A 20,617-nucleotide genomic window follows, 5' to 3' on the forward strand; every position below is an offset into this window, starting at 1 on the left:
CACCCGCCATACCGAGGAGACACCTGTGTCCGAAACAGCCCTTTACGACGTCGTGATCAACGACGAGGAGCAGTACTCGATCTGGGAGGCCGACCGCGAACTCCCAGCCGGCTGGCACCGCGAGGGCACACGCGGCACGCGGGAAGAGTGCCTGGAACACATCGACCGCGTGTGGACCGACATCCGCCCGCGCAGCGTCCGGATGCGCCAGGAGGCCGCCGGATCCTGAGCCGCTCCGACGTCCCCGCCCGGCCCGCTGGCCCATCGACCCCGGCCCCCCGGACAGAACCGGAGCCCCCGTCCACGTCCGCCCCCATCGGCACTTGCACGACAACGGAGGAACCCACATGAGCGACACCCCGCTCGACGTTCTGCGCGACCGCGTCACCGGCGACTTCAGCCGGATCGTCATGGACATTCGAGCCAGCAACGGCTGTTGGCTGGTCGACCGGCAGGACGGCTCCCGCTACCTCGACATGGCCATGTTCTTCGCCTCGGCGCCGCTCGGCCACAACCACCCCGGCCTGCTCGGCTCCCCGCAACTCGACGAGGCGTTGCTGGCGGCAGCCCGGACGAAGCCGGCCAACCCGGACTTCGCGACCATCGAGCAGGCACACTTCGCCGCCACCTTCCTGCGCGTGTTCGGCTCGGACGAGATGCCCTACGTCTTCTTCGTCGACGGAGGCGCACTCGCCGTCGAGAACGCCCTGAAGGTCGCGTTCGACTGGAAGACACAGCACAACGCCGCCCGCGGGGTCGCCGTCCGGGGCGCCCGTGTGCTGCATCTGGAACACGCCTTTCACGGGCGTAGCGGATACACCATGTCGCTGACCAACACCGACCCCGCCAAGATTCGCGACTTTCCGGTGTTCGACTGGCCGCGCATGCCCAGCCCTGCCGTCAACGACATGAGCCGCTGGGACGAGCCCGGCCTCCTCGACGAGGAGCGGACCGCACTCGACGCCGCCCGTGCCGCCTTCCGCCGCCACCCCGACGAGATCGCCTGCTTCGTCTTCGAACCCGTCCAGGGCGAGGGCGGCGACCGTCACTTGCGGCCCCGCTTCCTCGCCGCGATGGCCGACCTCTGCCACGAGGAGGACGCGCTGTTCGTCGCCGACGAGGTGCAGACGGGCTTCGGCGCGACCGGACACCGCTGGGCCAGCGACACGCTCGGCCTGCGTCCCGACCTGATCGCTTTCGGAAAGAAGAGCCAAGTGTGCGGCGTCCTGGGCGGACGCCGTGTCCGGGAGGTCGACGGAAACGCCTTCCGCACCGCAGGCCGGCTCAGCTCCACCTGGGGCGGCAACCTCGTCGACATGGTCCGGTCCACCCGCATCATCGAGGTCATCGAGGAACAGCAACTCTTCACACAGGCGCGGGAGACCGGCGCATACCTGCTCGACGGCCTGCGGGACATCGCCGCCGCACACCCCGGCCTGGCGAGTGATCCCCGCGGACGCGGCCTGATGTGCGCCCTCACGCTCCGCGACGCCGCGACGCGGGACGACGTGGTGCGCCGCGCGCTCGACGGGCATGGAGTGATCTTCCTCGGCTCCGGCGAACGCGAACTGCGCTGGCGCCCGCCGCTGTCCGTCACGGAGGCCGAACTCTCCCTCGCGCTCGACGCCCTGCGCGCGGTGCTCAAGGAGATCACCGCCGAGGAGCCCGCGGAAACGGTCGTCCATGCCCACGCCGCGCTCGCCGCCGCGTCGGCCCCTCAGGGAGCGGCCCGATGAGACGGCTCGTCACCCCTTTGCCCCGCCCCTGGGCGACCCACCGCCTGATCTGCCTTCCCTACGCCGGAGGAGGCACCGTCGGCTTCCGCGCCTGGGCACGGAAACTCCCCAGCGACGTCGAACTCCGCGTGCTGTGCTACCCCGGCCGGGAGTTCCGCTACGGGGAGCAGATAGTCGGCGGTTGGCAAGGGCTGATCGCCGATTGCGCGGACGCCGTCGCCGCCGAAGTCCGCACTCCCTACCTGCTCTACGGCCACAGCATGGGTGCCCTGGCAGCCTACGACGTCGCGCTGCGCCTGGAAGGGGGCGCCGGCGCCGCCCCGGAAAGCCTGCTGCTCTCTGGGCACGTCGCTCCGCAGCACGTCACGGGAGTCCGCGCAGCCGCCCTCGCCGCGGCTTCCGACGCCGAACTGGCGGCCTGGCTGCGCCTCAGTGGCGGAGCCGCCCCGGACGTCCTCGACGATCCAGAACTGTGCGCCATGGCCGTCGAGATGCTGCGCATGGATCTGACGGCCTACGTCACATACCGCCACGACCCGCGGCGACGCCTCCGGGCGGGCCTGCACGTGATGACGGGGCGGGACGAAGTCACTCCGCAGCACCAGGACTGGGATCAGGTCACGGACGGTACCGCCACCTTCGAAACGCTCCCCGGCGGGCACTTCTTCACCCCCCGTGTCTGGGCTTCGCTGCCCCGCCGCATGCCGTTCACCTCCGGGCCGCAGCTCGTCGGCAGCCCCGCCGGCTGACCTCCCCGGCCGGAGGGGCAGGCGGCACCGTGCGCGACGGCGGTCGCCACACGCCTAAGGTGTGCACCTCACCCACCCGCGACCGCCGTCGGAGCCGCCACGTGACCCTCTCCTACGCCGACGTGACCGCCGCCCGGGCGCGGATCGCCGGCCACACTCGGTCGGTGGCGCTGTCCGCGCCGGAGCCCGTCGGCTGCGCGGGCGAGGGCTCCGGGGGTGGGGAGGCGCGACTGACCCTCGCATACGAGTTCGCCCAGCACACCGGCTCGTTCAAGGCCCGCGGCGCCGCCAACTTCGCCGCCGCGCACGCCGAGGCGGGGGCGCTGCCGCCGTCCGGCCTGGTCATCGCGAGCGGCGGCAACGCCGGGCTCGCCTGCGCCTGGGCGGCACGCCGGCACGGCGTGCCCGCCACCGTCTTCCTCCCCGGGACCGCACCCGCGGTCAAGGTCGCCCGTCTGCACGCGCTCGGCGCCGACGTACGGCAGGTGGGCACCGAGTACGCCGACGCGCTGGAGGCCTCGCGGACGTTCGCCGCCGAGACCGGAGCCCTGCCCAGCCACGCCTACGACCTGCCGCACATCGCCGCAGGCGCCGGCACGCTGCTGGAGGAGATCCACGACGCACGCCCCGACGTGGACACCGTCGTGGTGGCGGTGGGCGGAGGCGGCCTCTTCGCCGGTGTCACGGCCGCCGCGCACGAGCACGGCATCCGCGTCGTGGCGGCCGAGCCGGAGCACTGCCGGGCGCTGAACGCCGCACTGGAGGCGGGGTCGCCCGTCGACGTCCCCGTACGGTCGGTCGCCGCCGACGCCCTCGGCGCGCGCCGGGCCACGCCCATGGCCGTCGACTGGGCGCAGCGGGCGGATGTGGTGTCGCTGCTCGTGCCGGACGAGATGATCGTCGCCGCGCGGCAGGCCCTGTGGGACGAACGGCGCCTCGCCGTGGAGCACGCCGCGGCCACCGCCTGGGCGGCCCTGCGCACCGGCGCCTACCGGCCTGCCCCCGGCGAACACGTCTGCCTCGTGCTCTGCGGCGCCAACACCGACCCCTCCGACCTCACCGGCCCGCGCTGAGAGCACGTCGCAGCGCGGCAGCGGTCTCCGACGCCCCGAGGACCGGGGCCGCGCACCGTGCACGACCTGTTCGGGCGGAGTTCGCCGGGTGCGGTGAGCGGGGATAGCGTGCGGGGGCACGGATCGAGCGGGGCGGGAGAAGGAGAGCGCGGCACCATGGCCGACTGGCTGTCACCGGAGTCGGTGAGTGAGGTGACCCGGGTGCTGGACCTGGCCGGCGTGTTCGCCAACGGGCTCCTCGGCGGGGTGCTGGCGCGCGGGAGGAAGCTCGACCTGCTCGGCTTCCTGCTGATCGGCGTCGTGTCCGGGCTCGGCGGTGGCGTGATCCGCGACGTGCTGCTCCAGAACGGCCCCCCGGTGGCCCTGACCGACTACGCCTACCTGCCGGTGGCCGTGGCCGGCAGCATGCTGGCGTTCGCCATCGACCTGCGCCGGCAGGTGTCCGGGCTCGTCTTCAACGTCCTGGACGCCGCGGTGCTCAGCTTCTGGGCGGTGGCGGGGGCGCAGATGACGCTCGCGGCGGGCCTGGGCTGGCTGCCGGCCGTGCTGCTCGGCATGACGACGGCCGTCGGCGGCGGTGCCGTACGCGACCTCCTGCTCGGCACCACCCCGGGCATCCTCCTCAACGGCAGCCCGCTGTACGCGACGGTCGCGCTGCTGGTAAGCGGCGTCATGGTGATCTGCACGGAGCTCGGCGCGGCGACCATCGGGATCGTCGCGGGGGTGGGTGCCGGCACGCTGGTGAGGCTGACCGCGCTGCACCGGGTGTGGGTGCTGCCCGGCGACCGCGACTGGCGGCCGCTGTCGGCGCTGGACCGCTTGCGGCGCCGGGAGGACGAGGTGCGGCGCGAGGACGAGGTCGGGCGCGAGGACGGCGGCGAGACCGAAGCGTGACCGGGCGGCCGTACAACTCGGCCGGGTGTTCGGAGGTCATGCACCGCGGAGCCCGCGCGGTGGGCTCCCCTTGCACGTGAGAACACCGAACTTCCGAGGAGTACGTGTGCGACGCGACGCGCGCCCCGGCCGGAGACGCAGCGCCCTTGTCGGCCTGACCGTCGCCGGACTGCTGGCCACGACCACCGCCGGTGTGGCCCAGGCCGAGGACACCGACGAACCGGGTGCCACGGTCCCCGTGTCCTTCACCGGCCCCGAGAGCTACGCCTTGTCCCTGCAGGCGCAGGACCCGCCGCCGGGCGAGTCGTCGTTCGAGATCGGGCTGCGCGCCCCCGGCGATCCCGACCCCGACGGGGACGGGACCTCGCACCCCATCCACCGGGGCGACTGGACCGTCACCATCGACGCGACCGCGCTCGACGGCGTCGCAGACGTCCATCTGCCCTGCGACGCCGAGGGCCTCGTCGCCACCTGCTCCGGCTATGAGATCTACGCGGGCGAGGTCCACAACCAGGACTGGGGCATCGGCCTCGGCGTGAGCGACGAGAGCGCGGCCGGGGACACCGGAGCCATCGTCGTCACCGGCCAGGGCGAGGGCCTGGAGTTCACCCGCCACACCCTCGACGTACTGGTGGGCGGACCGGAGTTCCGGATGCGCCGGCCCGTGGAGCCGGACGGGTTCGCCGCAGGTGACGTCTTCAAGGCGCGGATGGCGTTCCGCAACGTAGGCGGGGTCGCCGCCGACGGCGTGGTCCTCCGGTTCACGGGTTCCCGCGGTCTGACCTTCCCGCAGAAGTTCTCCAACTGCGCCTATGCGAAGGAGAACGAGGACAACCTCATCCGCATGCGGCACGTGGCGCTCTGCACCTTCGAGGGCACCTTCGAGGCGGGCGCCGCCTACCGCGTGGCGACGCCGGTGAAGGTGAAGGCCGCCGACTTCGCGCTGCGCGACACCTTCGCGTACCGCTTCACCGCCCTCGACCCCGCCGACGCGGGCAATCTGCGGGGCGCGGGCACCTACCGGCAGGGGGGCGGCAAGAAGCTCACCCTGGAGCCGGTGCAGGGCGGCGGCACGTACGTCACCTACGCCGAGGTGGATCTGCCCTCCAGCAACACCTACGACCTCGACCTGGTCGGCGACCGGGTGAAGGGCGCCCAGGGCGACACGGTCCAGGCCACCGTCACCCTGCACAACCGCGGCCCGGCCTGGATCGGAGCCCTCCGCTCCGGCGGCGAGCCGGTCGACTTCACGGTGCAGGTCCCCGAGGGTGCCACCGTCGTGAACCCGCCCGCCGACTGCAGCCCGAAGGACCGGGAGAACGGCCGTGTCGTCAGCTTCTGGTGCGGCGGCGACACGCCGTTCCTGGAGAACACCACGCGCGAGTTCACCTTCGGCCTGCGCATCGACGAGGTGGTCGAGGGCGCGCTCGGCGAGGCGTCCTTCCCCGGCTGGGAGGACCCCAACGAGGCGGAGCCCGGCAACGACACCGGGTGGATCGTGCTCAACGGCACCGGGGAGGAAGAGACGCCCGGTGACACCGCCGGTACGGGCGGCCCGGACGACGACGGCTCCGGGAACGGCGGCTCCGACGGCTCCGACGACGCCACGACCGACGGCGGTGTCGCGGGCGGCGCCGACGATTCCGGTGCGGACTCCGGCACGGACACCGACGGCGGCAGCCTCGCCCTCACCGGCACCGGCGCGATGACGCTGGGCGGCTTCGCGCTCGCCCTGCTGGCCGCAGGCGGCACCCTGCTCGTGGTCCGCCGGCGCGGCGCCGTCCCGGCCACGGTCCCAACGGACGACGCCGCGGCCTGACCTCGGGCGATCCGCGCACGTGTCGAAGCTCCCACCCGGGCCGGGTGGGAGCTTCGACACGTTCCCGGGGCTCGTCTCCGCCGCCCGCTGGTACAAAGCTGCGATGGCTGATCTCTTCGTCACCGGCCCCGAGGGGCCGATACGGCCGCGGGGCGCGGAGCCCGTGGAGCCCGTACGGGCGGTGCTGTTCGACTTCTCCGGCACGCTGTTCCAGATGGCGCCCTACCCGGACCGGGTGCGCGCGGCGCTCGGACGGCCGGTGGGGGAGGCCGAGATGGACCGCATCCTGGGCGGCCTGGAGGCCGGACTCGCCGACCCGGACGTGGCCGCCGCGCAGCACGGGCGGGACGTCTCGGCGCCCGCGCACCGGCACGCGTTCACCACCTGGTACGGCTCGGCGCCGGAGCTGGCGCCCGTCGCGGGGGCGCTGTACGACCAGTTGCGGACGCCGGAGCACTGGGTGCCGTACACGGACACGCGGGAGACGCTCGGCGCACTGGCGGCGGCCGGGATCGGCGTGGGCGTGGTGAGCGACGTCGGCTGGGACCTGCGGCCGACGTTCGCCCACCACGGGCTGGACGACCCCGTCGGCGCCTGGGTCCACAGCTGCGACCACGGCACGGAGAAGCCGGACCCGGTGCTGTTCCGGCACGCCTGCGACGTGCTCGGCGTGACGCCGGGGCAGGCGCTGATGGTGGGCGACGTCCCGGCGAAGGACGGCGGGGCGGCCGCGGCGGGCATCCGCTCCTACGTGCTGCCCGCGGGGCAGGTGCCGGGAAGCCGGCGCGGGCTGGACGCGGTGCTGCGGCTGGCCGGGGTGCCAGGGTCGGCGGGTCGGCGGGGCGGCGTCAGAGCACCTTCGCGTAGCAGCGGCTCTCGTCGTGGAAGCGGTAGTGACCGAACTTCGTGACCGGCGCGTAGCCCTCGGAGACGTAGAGCGCGATGGCCTCCGGCTGATGGATGCCGGTCTCCAGGACCATGCGGACCCGGCCGGCCTCGCGGGCGCTGTCCTCCAGGACGGCGAGGATGCTCCGGGCCAGGCCCTTGCCGCGTGACGCGCGGACGACGAACATCCGCTTGATCTCCGCGTCGCCGTCCTGGTAGCCCTGCTCGTTGCGGTCCTGGGCGCGCCAGCCGCCGGTCGCCACGGGGCGGTCCCGGTCGTCGTACGCCAGCAGATACAGCCCGCCCGGCGGGTCGAACATCTCGGGCGCGAGCGGTGTCACGTCCGTCTCGCCGTAGCGCTCGACGTACTCCTCCTGCACGACGCCTTCGAGCTTGCGCGCGTCGGGGTGGTCGTAGCGGACCGGACGTATCTGCATGGGTGCATCGTATGCCGCCCGACCTGCGGCGTGGGCGGCCACGTGGGCGGCCACGTGATGCGGATCGTCCCGCCGGGACCCGCACGGGGACCTGCTGGAGCACGGCCGGCGGACACGTAGGGTGCCCTCCATGCTGACCGTGACGACCGTGAACGTGAACGGGTTGCGCGCCGCCGCCCGCAAGGGCTACGCGGAGTGGCTGGCGGCCACCGACGCGGACGTGGTGTGCCTGCAGGAGGTGCGGGCCGAACGCGACCAGCTCACCGCCGCGGTGCGGGAGCCCGAGGGGTGGCACGCCGTGTACGCGCCGTCGTCGGTGAAGGGGCGCGCGGGTGTGGCCCTCCTCACGCGCCGGGAGCCGGAGCGGGTGCGGACCGGGTTCGGCGTGGCGGAGTTCGCCGACGCGGGCCGCTACCTTGAGGTGGACCTGCCGGGCGTGACCGTCGCCAGCCTGTACCTGCCCTCCGGTGACGTGGGCACGGAGCGGCAGGAGGAGAAGGAGCGGTTCATGGCCGCGTTCCTGCCGTACCTGCGGGGGCTGCGCGCCCGCGCGGCGGCGGACGGCCGCGAGGTGCTGGTCTGCGGCGACTGGAACATCGCGCACCGCGAGGCCGACCTGAAGAACTGGCGCGCCAATCGCAGGAACTCCGGCTTCCTGCCCGAGGAACGCGCCTGGCTGGACCAGGTCCTGGACCCGGCGGACGGCGGCTACACCGACGTCGTGCGGGCGCTGCACCCGGAGCAGACCGGGCCGTACTCGTGGTGGTCGTACCGGGGGCGGGCGTTCGACAACGACAGCGGCTGGCGCATCGACTACGCGATGGCCACGCCGGGGCTCGCCGACCGGGCGGTGAAGGCGTACGTGGAGCGGGCGGCGAGCCACGACACGCGCTGGTCCGACCACGCCCCGGTCACGGTCGTCTTCGGTCCCTGAACCGGAGCCGGGCCGCGTCCCCCGCGGGCGCGGGAGCGCACGGGACGCTATTCCGGTGGCGGCGGTGCGCCCCGGCGGGCGAGACTGAGCGCGCCGGCGGACCGTCGCCGGCCGACGATTCACCAAGGAGTCCCGTTTGCGCAAGCTCGTCTACTGCATAGCGTCCTCGCTGGACGGTTTCGTCGCGGGTCCCGACGGCGCCGATCCGACGGGCCCGGACGGTTTCTGGCCGACCCCGGAGGACTACGTCGCGCACCTCGTCGCGGAGCTGCCGGAGATCCTGCCCGGCGCCGCGCGCGCCGCGCTCGGCGTCACCGCCGAGGGCACGCACTTCGACACGGTGCTGGAGGGCAGGCGGTCGTACGAGGTCGGCCTGAAGGCCGGTGTCACCGATGCCTTCCCCCACCTGCGGCATCTGGTGTTCTCCCGGACGCTGACGGAGAGCCCCGACCCTGCGGTCGAGCTGGTGGCCACCGACCCGGTCGCGCGGGTGCGGGAGCTGAAGCAGGAGCCGGGCAAGGACATCTGGCTGGTCGGGGGCGGCGAGCTCGCGGGCGCGCTCTACGCGGAGATCGACAGGCTGATCGTCAAGCTCGGCCCGCTCACTCTCGGCACCGGCATCCCGTTGTTCGGTGCGTCGACCGGATTCGATCCGCGCACCTGGGAGTTGACGGACCACACCGTGCTGAGGAGCGGCGCCGCGTTCCTCACGTACGACCGGACGTCCTCGGCCTCCTGACCGGCCCGGTCCCAGTCCCTCCCGCCGGGGGCGGGCGGTGCCGTCGGCCGTCCGCCGTCGTGCCGCGTCCCGCCTCCCGTGGGCCGTCGGCCGTCATTTCCCGGACGTCCCGTCCCGGGGCTTCCCGTCCCGATGCGTCCCGTCCCGGGCCGGTGCGTCACCTGCCGGGCCGTCTTCTCGCTGTCCGGCGGCGGCGAACCACGTCTCCGCCTCGGCGCGGACGCGGCGGTCCAGGGCGAGGCCCAGTTCGGCCTCGACGACCTGCTTGGCGATGGGGCTCAGCCGCGCCAGGGTGAGCGTGACGCGTTCGGCGTCGGCGGCGGTGAGGTCGCCGGGGAGGATGTAGCGCCGCAGCATCTCGCTGAACACCTCGGAGACGGCGTCGACCTCCTCGCGCAGCCGGCGCCCGGCGGCCAGCACGGCCGACAGCGGCACACCTTCGCGCACGAGGGCGGCGGAGGCGTCCAGCAGCCGGCGGCTGACGTGCACGATCTCGTCGCCCTCGACGGAGACGTAGCCGATCTCCAGGGAGGCCGCCAGATCCTCGGCGGTGACGTCGCTGCCGAAGTGGTCGGCCAGGTCCTCCGGGGTGAGGCGTACCGGCGTCTCGTCGGAGAAGGTGCTGGTCAACAGCGAGTCCATGCCGAGGAGTCGTGCGGTGGAGCTGCTGGTGCGGCCCTGCTCGAAGGCGTCGATGAGGTCGGCGATGCCGCCCAGGGTGTGGCCGCGGGCGAGGAGCGTGGCGATGGTGCGCAGGCGCGCGAGGTGGTGTTCGTCGTACCAGGCGATGCGGCCTTCGCGCCGCGGCGGCGGCAGCAGCCGGCGCTCGCGGTAGAAGCGCAGGGTGCGCTGGGTGATTCCGGCGGCGCGGGCGAGGTCGGCCGCCCGGTACTCGTGCTTCTCGTCCGGCGGCACCTCCGGGTGCGGGGGTGCCGCCCGGTGCTCTGGGTTCCCCACACGCCCACCCTATGCCGGGCCCGGTCGCCGCCACCCCGTGCGCGCGTCCCGGAGGGCCCGGCACCCCGTGCGTAACCGCCGGTAACTTTTCTGCCCGCGCCCCCTACCCATCAGTACGGAACTGCCCTACTCTCCCGGACAGTGCCAGTGATTACTGGCGCGATCTCGAATGAGTGAATCAGTCGTGGCAGGGACAGCTCCAGCTGTGGCCGACAGACCTGTAGGAGGCGGCGCAATGGCAGCCGAGCGCGAGCACGAGCACGTACGGGTGGCGGTGATCGGATCCGGATTCGGTGGCTTGGGGGCTGCCGTACGCCTCCGCCGCGCCGGGATCACGGACTTCGTCGTCCTGGAGCGCCGCGACGCGGTCGGCGGGACGTGGCGCGACAACAGCTACCCGGGATGCGCCTGCGACGTGCCGTCCCACCTCTACTCCTTCTCCTTCGCGCCCAACCCTGAGTGGCCGCGCAACTTCTCCGGTCAGCAGCACATCCGTGCCTATCTGGAGCGCGTCACCGACACCTTCGGCCTTCGTCCCCACATCCGCTTCCGGCACGAGGTGGAGCAGATGACGTGGGACACCGACGCGCTGCACTGGGTCGTCGAGACCTCCCGGGGCACCCTGACCGCGGACTTCGTGGTCTCCGCCACCGGCCCGCTCTCCGACCCCAAGATCCCGGACATCCCCGGCCTCGACGGCTTCGAGCGCAAGGTCTTCCACTCCGCGCAGTGGGACCACGACTACGACCTGCGCGGCAAACGTGTCGCCATGATCGGCACCGGCGCCTCGGCGATCCAGATCGTTCCGGCGATCCAGCCCACCGTCGACCGCGTCACCGTCTTCCAGCGCACGGCCCCCTGGGTGATGCCGCGCATGGACCGGGAGATCAGCGGTCCGGAGCGATGGCTGCACACCAAGCTCCCCGCCACTCGCGCGGCGCGCCGGCAACTGCTGTGGTTCGTCCGCGAGTTGCAGGTCGGCGCGTTCACCAAGCACCCGGGCCGGCTCGGGCTGATCGAGAAGCTCGCCGCCGCGCACATGAAGAAGACGATCAAGGACCCGGAGACGCTGCGCCTGCTGACCCCGGACTACCGGATCGGCTGCAAGCGCATCCTGCTGTCCAACAGCTGGTATCCGGCCCTCGCCCAGCCGAACGTCGACGTGGTGCCGGCCGGGCTGAAGGAGGTGCGCGGCAACACCCTGGTCGCCTCCGACGGCACCGAGACCGAGGCCGATGCCGTCGTCTTCGGCACCGGCTTCCACGTCACCGACATGCCCATCGCCCAGCGCATCAAGGGCGCGAACGGCACCACCCTCGCGGAGGAGTGGACCGGCGGCATGGAGGCCCTGCGCGGCGCGTCGGCCGCCGGTTTCCCCAACTTCATGACCGTCATCGGCCCCAACACCGGTCTCGGCAACAGCTCGATGATCCTCATCATCGAGGCCCAGCTGAACTACATGGTCGACTACCTCCGGCAGCTCGACACCCTCGGCGGCAAGGTCGCCCTGGACGCCCGGCCCTCCGCCGTGCACGCCTGGAACCGGCACATCCAGGACCGGATGAAGCGCACGGTCTGGAACACCGGCGGCTGCGACAGCTGGTACCTGGACGCCAACGGCCGCAACACCACCGTCTGGCCGGGCACCACGGGCGAGTTCCGCAAGGTGACGCGGCGGATCGACCTCAACGAGTACGAGGTGCTGCGCGTCCGGCCGTCCGTCGCGCAGCCCGCAGAGGAGGCCGGAGCGGTCGCGGAGAACGCCGAGACCGCCGACGTCGCACTGAAGGAGGCCTCGTGACCGCCGCTACGACCCTTCGGTACGCGCCCCCGGCTCCCCGGCGCACCCTGCGGGCGACCTCCGCGGACGGTGCCGTCCTGCACGTCGAGGACCACGGCCCGGCCGACGGCCCCGCCGTCGTCCTCGCCCACGGCTGGACGTGCAGCACCGCCTTCTGGTCGCCTGTCGTCCGGTCGCTCACGGCCGAGGGGCACCGTGTCGTCGTCTACGACCAGCGTGGCCACGGTCGTTCGGCCCCCGCCGACCCGTCCGTGTACAGCACCGGTACGCTCGCCGACGACCTGTGTGCGGTGCTCGACACCGTGCTCGGCCCCGGCGAACGGGCCGTCGTCGGCGGCCATTCCATGGGTGCCATGACGCTCATGGCCGCCGCCGGCCGACCCCGTCTCGGGGAGCGCGCGGCCGCCGTGCTGCTGTGCAACACCGGCCCGTCCCGGCTGGTGGCCGAGTCCCGGGTGCTGCCGCTGCCGGCGGGACGCCTCCGCACCTTCCTGCACCGCAGGCTGCTCGGCACCGGCGCCCCGCTCGGACCGGTCACGCCGGTCTCCCGCAGACTCGTCAAGCACGGCACCATGGGCGCCGCTTCGACACCCGAGCAGGTCGAGGCGTGCGCCCGACTCGTGCACGCCTGCCCCCGCAAGGTGCGCGCGGCCTGGTCGCACGTGCTGGACACCCTCGACGTCGAGGCGGACCTCGCCCGGCTGAACGTGCCGACCGCCGTCGTCTCCGGCGGCTCCGACCGCCTCACCCCGCCCGTGCACGGCCGCCGCATCGCCGACGCCCTGCCGCAGTGCACCGGGCTCACCGAGCTGCCGGGCCGCGGCCACATGACACCGGTCGAGGACCCGGACGCGGTGGCCGGTGTTCTCGCCGCCCTGGTACGCGACCACCTCGCGCCGGTCGCGTCCGGCGAACCGTCCGCCCGCGTCCCCGGCCCACGCCCGGCCGCCGAGACCGCGGCCGAGACCGTGCCCGGGACCGCGAACACCCCTGCCCCGCCGCAGCAGCAGATCGAGGAGGAGAGCGCATGAGCCGCCGGAGCATGGAGGGCCAGGTCGTCGTCGTCACCGGGGCCGCCCGGGGCATCGGCGCCCTGCTGGCCCGCAAACTCGCCGCCCGCGGCGCCCGGCTCGCCCTGATCGGCCTCGAACCGGACGAGCTCAAGAAAGTCAGCGAGTCGCTGGACGTCGACTCCGACTGGTGGGAGGCCGACGTCACCGACCACGTCGCCATGGCCCGGGTCGCCGGGGAGGTGGAGGAGCGCTTCGGCAAGGTCGACGTCACCGTCGCCAACGCGGGCGTCGCCGCCGGCGGTCCGTTCATGGACTCCGACCCGGACGCCTGGCGGCGCGTCATCGAGGTCAACCTCATCGGCGGCGCCGTCACCGGCCGCGCCTTCCTGCCGCTGCTTGCCGCGTCCCGCGGCTACTTCCTCCAGGTAGCCTCGCTGGCCGCCCTCACCCCGGCGCCGATGATGACGGCGTACTGCGCGTCCAAGTCGGGCGTCGAGGCGTTCGCGCACGCGCTGCGCGCCGAGGTCGGCCACAAGGGCGTGCGCGTCGGCGTCGGCTACCTGAGCTGGACCGACACCGACATGGTGCGCGGCGCCGACGAGGACGACGTGATGCGTGAGTTGCGGCAGCGGCTGCCGTGGCCGTCCAACAAGACCTACCCCCTGGGCCCGGCCGTCGACCGCATCGTGGCGGGCATCGAACGCCGCTCCGCGCACGTCTACGCGCAGTGGTGGCTGCGCGGCATGCAGAGCATCCGGGGCTACCTGCCCGGCCTCATCGGGACCGTCGGGCGCCGGGAGATGCGCCGCTTCGAGCCGCGCCTCGCGGCGGGCGGCACGCATCGCGGTCTCGTCGGCGCGGGCGGACAGGCCGACGAGAACGCCCGCACCTCGTCCTGACCTGCTCGTGCCCGCGCCCCCGCCTTCGGGCGGGGGCCGCAGGCACAGGTGGGGGCGGTGAGGCGTTCACGAGGCCGAGCCGGAACGGCGCCTTCCAGTAAGGTGTGGGCCCACAACGGTCCCTTCGCATCGAGGGATTGGGCCGTGCGGCTCGAAGGCCGCCCCGGGGGAGTGACGCATGCTGGGTCAGCTGGGCCTCGGACCCGACGAGGAGACGGTCTACCGCGCGATGCTCGGCGGTCAGGGCAAGGGCCCGGCGGGCCTCGCGGAGCAACTGGGCTGGGCCGACGGACGCGTCCTGGCGGCGCTGGACCGGCTGGCCGCCCTGGCCCTGCTCCGTCCGTCACCGGACGGCGGCGCGGGACGGGCCGTCGACCCGGAAATCGGGCTCACCTCCCTGCTGATGAACCAGGAGGCCGAACTCCTGGAGCACCAGCGGCAGATCAGCATCAGCAGAGTCGCCGTGCACCGCATGCTCGCCGATCTCCGCGCCACCGGCGACCCCCACACCGCCACCGAGGTGTAGAAGCTCACCTCCCCGGACCGCATCCAGTCCCGGATCGAGTGCCTGGCCGGAACCTGCGTCACCGAGATCGCGGCCTTCGTCACCGGAGGCGAGCAGCAGGAGCGGTACCTCGCGGCGGCCCGGCCGCTGGATGCGGCGGCCCTGGAGCGCGGCGTACGGCTGCGGTACGTCTTCCTCGACGACTGCCGCAACCGCCCCGACGTCCGGGAGTACGTGACGTGGCTGGGCGAACGGGGCGGCCTGGCACGTACCGTGCCGCGGCTGCCGACGCCGACGCTGCTCTACGACAGGGCCACGGCGCTCGTGCCGGTCGACCCGGCGGCGGCCGACCGCGGCGCCCTCGTGCTGCACGGCACCGGCGCGGTCGCGGCGCTGCTGGCGCTCTTCGGCCAGATGTGGCGGCAGGCCGGCCCGTTCACCCTGCCCCGGACGCGCGGCGGAGGCCGGGACGGCGATCCGCCGACCCCCAGGAGCGGGCGGTGCTCGACCTGCTCACCGAGGGGATGACCGACGAGGCCGTCGCACGGCAGCTCGGAGTGTCCGTGCGCACCACCCGGCGCATCACCGCGGAGCTGATGCAGCGCCTGGGCGCCCGCAGCCGCTTCGAGGCGGGCGTGCTGGCGGCGGGCAGGGGCTGGGTCAAGCCGTAGCCGCCCGGCGCCGGCCGTCTCCGGCGCGGCCCGGTCAGAGCACGGGGTTCCACAGGAGGTGGTGCAGGTCGGTCCAGCTGCTCACGCTCTCCCTTGGCCGTAATTGGGTGGTCGCCGCGGGTGAACCTCTGGGTATCGTTGCCGCGTACACGTTGACCGCATGTACGCGGGCTCTGGGGGGAGTTGACGGGGGATGGGCTACACGCTGCCCGACTGGGTGGACGAGATTCTCGAGTTCATCGGGATCAACTTCCCGAATGTCGACGAGGACGACTACCGCGAGATGGCGGACGCCCTGCGGGAGTTCGCCGACCGCTTCGAGACCCACGGCGGTGACGCGCATCAGGCGGTCAGCCGGGTGCTGTCCTCCAGCGAGGGCTGGGCGGTGGACTCGCTCCAGGACCACTGGGGGAAGGTCAAGTCCTCACATCTCGATCAAGTGCCCGCGGTGGCCCGGTTGTTCGCGACGGCCTGCGACACGGTCGCGGTGATCATCGAAGGGCTGAAACGCAAGGCGGAGATCGAGCTGGGGTACATGGCCGCCTCGCTCGGTATCTCGGTGGGGCTGGCGTTCGTCACGGGCGGTCTGTCGGCGTTCATCGGCGCGGCGCAGATGGCGGCGATGCGGGAGCTGATCCGGCGCCTGATCAGGGAGGCGCAGGAGGAGATCGTCGACCGGCTGATCGCGGAGGTGACCGAACCGGTCACGAACAAGCTGACGGCGATGACGGAGGACATGATCCTCGACATCGCGGAGGACGCGATCGCGCTGCCGCCCGGCGGAGGCGGAGGCGCGGACTCGGGTGGCGGAGGTGAGGAGGGCGGCCCGTCGGGGATGAACCTCAACTCGGCCGGCTCGGGCGGTTCCGGCGGTGGCGGTGGCCGCATGAAGATCGACACCGACGAGTTCGACAACGGCGCGAAGAAGATGTCCGGTCACGCCAAGGACCTGGACAGCAACTCCCTCGCCTCGCTGCGGCGGGCGCAGAACGCGTTCGGCCGCACGAAGGGGCGGGACCCCTTCACCCAGGTCTTCGAGTCGATGCTGAGCGGAGCGTTCAGCGGCACCGAGAAGGCGGCGAAGAAGGTCATCAAGCACGTCAAGGACGACGTGCCCAACGGCATCACCGCGATGTCGCGCAACCACAAGCGCAACGAGCAGAACGTCGCCGACTCCCTCAAGGCGATCGACCCCAAGGCCGACGGCAGGAGCCCCGGCGGCGTCACCCCCATGCGTCCCCAGGGTCGCAACGTCCCCGGCACGAACGGCAAGCCACCCTCCCCGGAGCTGTCCCAGAAGGCGCGCCCCGACGAGGCGAAGTGCAAGAACGGCGACCCGATCGACATGGCGACGGGACAGATGCTCCAGTCGCAGACCGACCTGGTCCTGCCCGGCGTGCTGCCCCTGGCGATCGAGCGCACCCACCTCTCCGGTTACGCCCACGGGCGCTTCTTCGGCCCGTCCTGGGCTTCCTCGCTCGATGAACGCCTCGAACTCACCGGCGAGCGAGGGCAGCTCTGGTGGCACCGGGTCGACGGCTCCTCCCTGCAGTACGACCATGCTCCCGACCTGATCGGAGAGCAGGTTCTGCCGCGCGAGGGCCGCCGCATTTCGCTGACCTGCGTGCAGGGCTCCAGCGCCTGGGACCTGGCGGTGACCGACCCGCGTACCGGCCTGACCCGCCGTTTCCTGCCCGCGCCCGAGACGGACGGCGTGTGGTGGCTGACCGAGATCGAGGACCGCAACGGCAATGGCATCAGCATCGACCGCGACGACGACGGCACGCCGACGGCCGTGCGGCACGACGCGGGCTACCACGTCGAGGTGTCGTGCGAGGACGGCCTCGTCGGCGGCATCGCGCTGCGCACCCCGGACGGCCCGACGCAGGTCATGCGGTACGGCTACGACGGCGACCGCAACCTCACCGACGTCGTCAACTCCTCCGGCCTGCCACTGCGCTTCGGCTATGACGACCAGCACCGCATCACGTCGTGGACCGACCGCAACGACTCCACCTACCAGTACGTCTACGACGAGCGCGGCCGGGTGGCCCGGACCGTCGGCCCGGAGGGCTTTCTCTCCTCCCAGGTGCACTACGACGCAGAGAACCGCACCACCCGCTACACGGATTCCACGGGCGCCGTCACCACCTACCACCTGAACCACCTGGGTCAGGTCGTCGCCGAGACGGACCCCCTGGGCCACACTGTCCACAGCGAGTGGGACCGGCACGACAACCTGATCTCCCGCACCGACCCGCTCGGCAACACGACGACCTTCACCTACGACGACGCGGACAACCTCACGGCCGTCGACCGCCCCGACGGCACGCGCGTCACCACGGAGTACAACCGTCTCCACCTCCCCACGGAGGTCACCGCCCCGGGCGGTGCGGTGTGGCGCCAGGAGTACGACGGACGCGGCAACCGCACAGCCGTGACCGCGCCCGACGGCGCGACCACGCGGTTCACGCACGACTCCGCCGGGGCTGTCAACGCGATCACCGACGCCCTCGGCGCCGAGACGCGCGTCACCAGCAACCCGGCGGGTCTCCCGCTGACCCTCACCGACCCTCTCGGAGCCGAAACCGTCTGCGTGCGCGACGCCTTCGGCCGCCCGGTCGCCGTCACGGATGCGACGGGCGCGACCACACGCATGGAATGGACGGTCGAGGGCAAACCCTCGCGGCGCATCGCCCCGGACGGCACGGAGGAGACCTGGACCTGGGACGGCGAGGGCAACTGCCTGACCCACACCGACCCGGCCGGCGGCCGTTCCGCCTTCACCTACACACACTTCGACCAACTCGTCAGCCGTGCCACGCCCGATGGAGCGAGCTACGCCTTCGCGTACGACACCGAGCTGCGGCTGACGCAGGTCACGAACCCCTACGGCCTCACCTGGGACTACACCTACGACCGTGCGGGCAACCTCGTCGCGGAGTCCGACTTCGACGGTCGGCAGGTCTCCTACGACCACGACGCCGCCGGGCGTCTGATCGCGCGCACCACACCTCTCGGCGACACCTTCACCTACACCCACGACGCCGTGGGGCGTACGGTCACCAAGTCCGTCGGGGAGGCGGAGACCCGCTACACGTACGACGAGGCGGGCCATCTTCTGCACGTCTCCTCGCCCGCGTCCACGCTGGACCTCCGCTACGACCCGGTCGGACGGCTCGTGGCCGAGACGGTCGACGGCCGCACCACCCACTACACCTACGACCGGCTCGGGCGCCGCGCGACGCGGACCACGCCCACCGGCGCGGTCAGCACCTTCACCCACGACCTCGCGGGCAACCGCACCTCGCTGTCGGCGGACGGGCACACGCTCGCCTTCGCGCACGACGCGCTGGGCCGGGAGACCGAGCGGGCCTTCGGTGACTCCGTCACCCTCCACAGCGGATGGGACCCGCTGGGCCGGCTCATACGCCAGGAGCTCGTGGCCGACACCCGCCCGCAGCGGGCCCGCCACTACTCCTACCGGGCCGACAGCCACCTCACTTCCGTCACCGACGAGGTCACCGGCGCCGTCCAGCACATGGACCTGGACCCCGTCGGCCGCCCGCTCACCGTTACCGCGGACGGCTGGTCCGAGACCTACGCCTACGACCGGGCCGGCAACCAGACGCAAGCCGAGTGGCCCGACCAGGCCGGCCGGACCGCGGCACGCGGGGAGCGCAACTACGAGGGCACGCGCATCGTCTCCGCAGGCGGCGTGCGGTACGAGCACGACGACGCCGGCCGCATGACCCTGCGGCAGAAGACCCGTCTGTCCAGGAAGCCCGACACCTGGCGCTACCACTGGGACGCCGAAGACCGCCTCACCGCGTGCACCACGCCGGACGGCACCCGCTGGACCTACACCTACGACCCACTGGGCCGCCGCACCGCCAAGCACCGCCTCGGGCCGGACGGCGAGCCGGCCGAGACCGTCCACTTCACGTGGGACGGCACGCGCCTCGCCGAACAGTACGACTCCACCACCGGGGTCACCCTGACCTGGGACCACGAAGGTCACCGGCCGCTGACCCAGTACGAGCGCAAGCACCTCACGCAGGAGCAGGTCGACTCACGCTTCTTCGCCATCGTCACCGACCTGGTCGGCACCCCGACGGAGTTGGTCGACGAGACCGGTGGCATCGCCTGGCACACCCGCTCCACCCTGTGGGGCACCACCACGTGGAACGCCGACGCCACGGCGTACACCCCGCTCCGCTTCCCCGGCCAGTACGCCGACCCGGAAACCGGCCTCCACTACAACTACTTCCGCCACTACGACCCCGACACCGCCCGCTATACGGCTCGAGACCCGCTCGGCCTTTGGCCGTCGCCCAATGCTGCGACTTACCCTCACAACCCGTATGCACGAACCGATCCTCTTGGTCTCATGAGTTGTGACGAGACTGAGCAGGTGTCCGGTGACGAGATCGGTTCGCTCTTCCACTACACGAATGAGAAGGGATACGAAGGCATAGTCGGTAGCGAAGAGCTGTGGGCTTCCACCAAGGAGCACAACCCCAAGGATGCTCGATTCGGCGATGGTCAGTATCTTTCTGACATCGAGCCTCACACGAAGACCGCCGGCCAGTTGTCGTACGCTTTCCTGCGCGTGCCATGGGCGGGGCAGAAGTTCACACACTTCATCGAGGTCGATGTCCGAGGGCTTGAGCTTCTGCGTTCCGTTGACAGGCCGGATGTCTTTGTGGCGCCTGGGCAGGGGGCGCTAGACTTGAGTGGACGCATTCTCCAGCATGGGAAGAACTGACGTGGATTACTGGAAGGTCGAGTGGAAGCACGACTTCCAAGAGGAGCCGACCACCTTCTACAGTGAGATCGGGGAAGATGGCTATGAGGTCAGAAAGGTTCAGAGGTTCCGAGACGGGCGGCTCGTAAAAGCTGATGCTCAGCATGAATCGGGTGAAGTCGGACTAAGTGAGATCCCGGTAGGCCGGATCGAAGACGTTAAGGCGCAGCCGGATTTTTCGGCCTTCACCATCTCATTCGATGAGTTTCAAGTGGTTTGGTTGAAAGCCCGGTGGGGTCGGAGTGCCTTGTGAGCTCGCACCGGCTTCTGTGTCGCCGCGGCCGGGGACCGAGGCAGCGAAGTAGAAGCGGTTCGCCAGCTTGAACGCCAAGACCGCCCGGGCATGGTCAGCATGAAGCCGTTTCAGCTCGGGCATCGCAAGACTCTATCCACGGGGTGTGCCGGGTTCACCTGAGATTCTGCCAGCGGCAGACAGGCCGCAGAGCTTTGCGAAGCCTTCCCGTCGACCGGGCCCTGGTACGTGGTGGTCGCCCTTCGGTGGATCGGGCTCTTGGGCCAGCGGAGAGCGGTGAGGAAGGTGTGCCACGCGGTGGGCGGGAAGAGGAGTGTTCCCGCTGTGGGGGACTTGGAGTCGCGGACGGGGATGTGGGTGGGGTGGCCGGTGGCGACCCCTACGCAGTTGGCGTCGCCGCCGGCGGTCCGTTCCGCCGGTGCTTCCTCGGACACCGGCGGATGTT

At 72.0% G+C, this 20,617-nt stretch carries 20 protein-coding genes and 1 pseudogene; 17 read left to right on the forward strand and 4 right to left on the reverse strand.

Annotated elements, in window-relative coordinates; all coding sequences use genetic code 11:
• Nucleotides 1-25: 25 nt before the first annotated feature.
• From E4198_RS15845 to E4198_RS15875, 7 genes are all read left to right on the forward strand, one after another.
• Entirely contained in the window at nucleotides 26-229 is a 204-nt protein-coding gene (locus E4198_RS15845) for an MbtH family protein (RefSeq protein ID WP_136183730.1), read from the forward strand.
• A 118-nt stretch (nucleotides 230-347) separates the two neighbouring features.
• The gene (lat, locus tag E4198_RS15850) at nucleotides 348-1,736 is read left to right on the forward strand and encodes an L-lysine 6-transaminase (RefSeq protein ID WP_136183731.1); all 1,389 of its coding nucleotides are present in this window, start codon (nucleotides 348-350) and stop codon (nucleotides 1,734-1,736) included.
• On the forward strand, nucleotides 1,733-2,485 hold the full coding sequence (locus E4198_RS15855) for an alpha/beta fold hydrolase (protein WP_136183732.1): 753 nt from the start codon (nucleotides 1,733-1,735) through the stop codon (nucleotides 2,483-2,485). The genes lat and E4198_RS15855 overlap by 4 nt, the downstream gene beginning before the upstream one ends.
• 101 nt (nucleotides 2,486-2,586) lie before the next feature.
• The gene (locus E4198_RS15860; RefSeq protein WP_136183733.1) at nucleotides 2,587-3,558 is read left to right on the forward strand and encodes a serine/threonine dehydratase; all 972 of its coding nucleotides are present in this window, start codon (nucleotides 2,587-2,589) and stop codon (nucleotides 3,556-3,558) included.
• A gap of 156 nt (nucleotides 3,559-3,714) precedes the next feature.
• Nucleotides 3,715-4,452, forward strand: a complete 738-nt coding sequence (locus E4198_RS15865; protein WP_136183734.1) for a TRIC cation channel family protein — start codon at nucleotides 3,715-3,717, stop codon at nucleotides 4,450-4,452.
• A gap of 106 nt (nucleotides 4,453-4,558) precedes the next feature.
• Nucleotides 4,559-6,271 carry a hypothetical protein gene (locus E4198_RS15870; RefSeq protein WP_136183735.1) on the forward strand — a complete coding sequence of 571 codons (1,713 nt, stop codon included), beginning with the start codon at nucleotides 4,559-4,561 and terminating at the stop codon, nucleotides 6,269-6,271.
• A gap of 103 nt (nucleotides 6,272-6,374) precedes the next feature.
• Nucleotides 6,375-7,181, forward strand: a complete 807-nt coding sequence (locus E4198_RS15875; RefSeq protein ID WP_136183736.1) for an HAD family hydrolase — start codon at nucleotides 6,375-6,377, stop codon at nucleotides 7,179-7,181.
• Here the strand turns inward: E4198_RS15875 and E4198_RS15880 are convergent.
• The gene (locus tag E4198_RS15880; RefSeq protein WP_136183737.1) at nucleotides 7,120-7,593 is read right to left on the reverse strand and encodes a GNAT family N-acetyltransferase; all 474 of its coding nucleotides are present in this window, start codon (nucleotides 7,591-7,593) and stop codon (nucleotides 7,120-7,122) included. The genes E4198_RS15875 and E4198_RS15880 overlap by 62 nt on opposite strands.
• 130 nt (nucleotides 7,594-7,723) lie before the next feature.
• Here E4198_RS15880 and E4198_RS15885 point away from each other — a divergent pair, with 130 nt between their 5' ends.
• Nucleotides 7,724-8,527, forward strand: coding sequence for an exodeoxyribonuclease III (locus tag E4198_RS15885; protein WP_136183738.1), 804 nt, complete (start codon nucleotides 7,724-7,726; stop codon nucleotides 8,525-8,527).
• A 136-nt stretch (nucleotides 8,528-8,663) separates the two neighbouring features.
• Nucleotides 8,664-9,266, forward strand: coding sequence for a dihydrofolate reductase family protein (locus E4198_RS15890; RefSeq protein ID WP_136183739.1), 603 nt, complete (start codon nucleotides 8,664-8,666; stop codon nucleotides 9,264-9,266).
• 93 nt (nucleotides 9,267-9,359) lie between these two features.
• On the opposite strand, the gene E4198_RS15895 is transcribed toward E4198_RS15890, so the two are convergent.
• Entirely contained in the window at nucleotides 9,360-10,181 is an 822-nt protein-coding gene (locus E4198_RS15895) for a MerR family transcriptional regulator (protein WP_136185416.1), read from the reverse strand.
• 277 nt (nucleotides 10,182-10,458) lie between these two features.
• Here E4198_RS15895 and E4198_RS15900 point away from each other — a divergent pair, with 277 nt between their 5' ends.
• The 8 genes from E4198_RS15900 (at nucleotide 10,459) to E4198_RS15925 (ending at nucleotide 20,172) form a co-directional block, all read left to right on the forward strand.
• The gene (locus E4198_RS15900) at nucleotides 10,459-12,024 is read left to right on the forward strand and encodes an NAD(P)/FAD-dependent oxidoreductase (RefSeq protein ID WP_136183740.1); all 1,566 of its coding nucleotides are present in this window, start codon (nucleotides 10,459-10,461) and stop codon (nucleotides 12,022-12,024) included.
• Nucleotides 12,021-13,055: an alpha/beta hydrolase gene (locus E4198_RS15905; protein WP_136183741.1), complete on the forward strand. Its 1,035-nt coding sequence runs from the start codon at nucleotides 12,021-12,023 to the stop codon at nucleotides 13,053-13,055. Before E4198_RS15900 ends, E4198_RS15905 begins: the two co-directional genes overlap by 4 nt.
• Entirely contained in the window at nucleotides 13,052-13,936 is an 885-nt protein-coding gene (locus E4198_RS15910) for an SDR family oxidoreductase (protein WP_136183742.1), read from the forward strand. The genes E4198_RS15905 and E4198_RS15910 overlap by 4 nt, the downstream gene beginning before the upstream one ends.
• A 178-nt stretch (nucleotides 13,937-14,114) precedes the next feature.
• On the forward strand, nucleotides 14,115-14,462 hold the full coding sequence (locus E4198_RS25495; RefSeq protein WP_247597703.1) for a hypothetical protein: 348 nt from the start codon (nucleotides 14,115-14,117) through the stop codon (nucleotides 14,460-14,462).
• Nucleotides 14,463-14,675: 213 nt separating this feature from the next.
• Nucleotides 14,676-14,969 carry a hypothetical protein gene (locus E4198_RS25500; RefSeq protein WP_247597704.1) on the forward strand — a complete coding sequence of 98 codons (294 nt, stop codon included), beginning with the start codon at nucleotides 14,676-14,678 and terminating at the stop codon, nucleotides 14,967-14,969.
• Nucleotides 14,942-15,112 carry a LuxR C-terminal-related transcriptional regulator gene (locus E4198_RS25505; RefSeq protein ID WP_247597705.1) on the forward strand — a complete coding sequence of 57 codons (171 nt, stop codon included), beginning with the start codon at nucleotides 14,942-14,944 and terminating at the stop codon, nucleotides 15,110-15,112. The genes E4198_RS25500 and E4198_RS25505 overlap by 28 nt, the downstream gene beginning before the upstream one ends.
• A gap of 193 nt (nucleotides 15,113-15,305) precedes the next feature.
• A complete protein-coding gene (locus tag E4198_RS15920) occupies nucleotides 15,306-19,880 on the forward strand; it encodes an HYD1 signature containing ADP-ribosyltransferase family protein (RefSeq protein WP_136183743.1) in 4,575 nt (1,524 codons plus the stop codon).
• A 1-nt stretch (nucleotide 19,881) separates the two neighbouring features.
• Complete coding sequence (locus tag E4198_RS15925; protein WP_136183744.1) at nucleotides 19,882-20,172, forward strand: hypothetical protein; 291 nt, start codon at nucleotides 19,882-19,884, stop codon at nucleotides 20,170-20,172.
• Between the two features lie 18 nt (nucleotides 20,173-20,190).
• On the opposite strand, the pseudogene E4198_RS25510 reads toward E4198_RS15925, so the two are convergent.
• Nucleotides 20,191-20,295 (reverse strand): annotated as a pseudogene (locus tag E4198_RS25510) (GNAT family N-acetyltransferase); the annotation flags it as partial.
• Nucleotides 20,283-20,606 carry a DUF397 domain-containing protein gene (locus E4198_RS25815; protein ID WP_136183745.1) on the reverse strand — a complete coding sequence of 108 codons (324 nt, stop codon included), beginning with the start codon at nucleotides 20,604-20,606 and terminating at the stop codon, nucleotides 20,283-20,285. The pseudogene E4198_RS25510 and the gene E4198_RS25815, both read right to left, overlap by 13 nt.
• Nucleotides 20,607-20,617 lie beyond the last annotated feature (11 nt).

Origin of the sequence: Streptomyces sp. RKND-216 (assembly GCF_004795255.1) — a bacterium.
GTDB classification, from domain to species: domain Bacteria; phylum Actinomycetota; class Actinomycetes; order Streptomycetales; family Streptomycetaceae; genus Streptomyces; species Streptomyces hazeniae.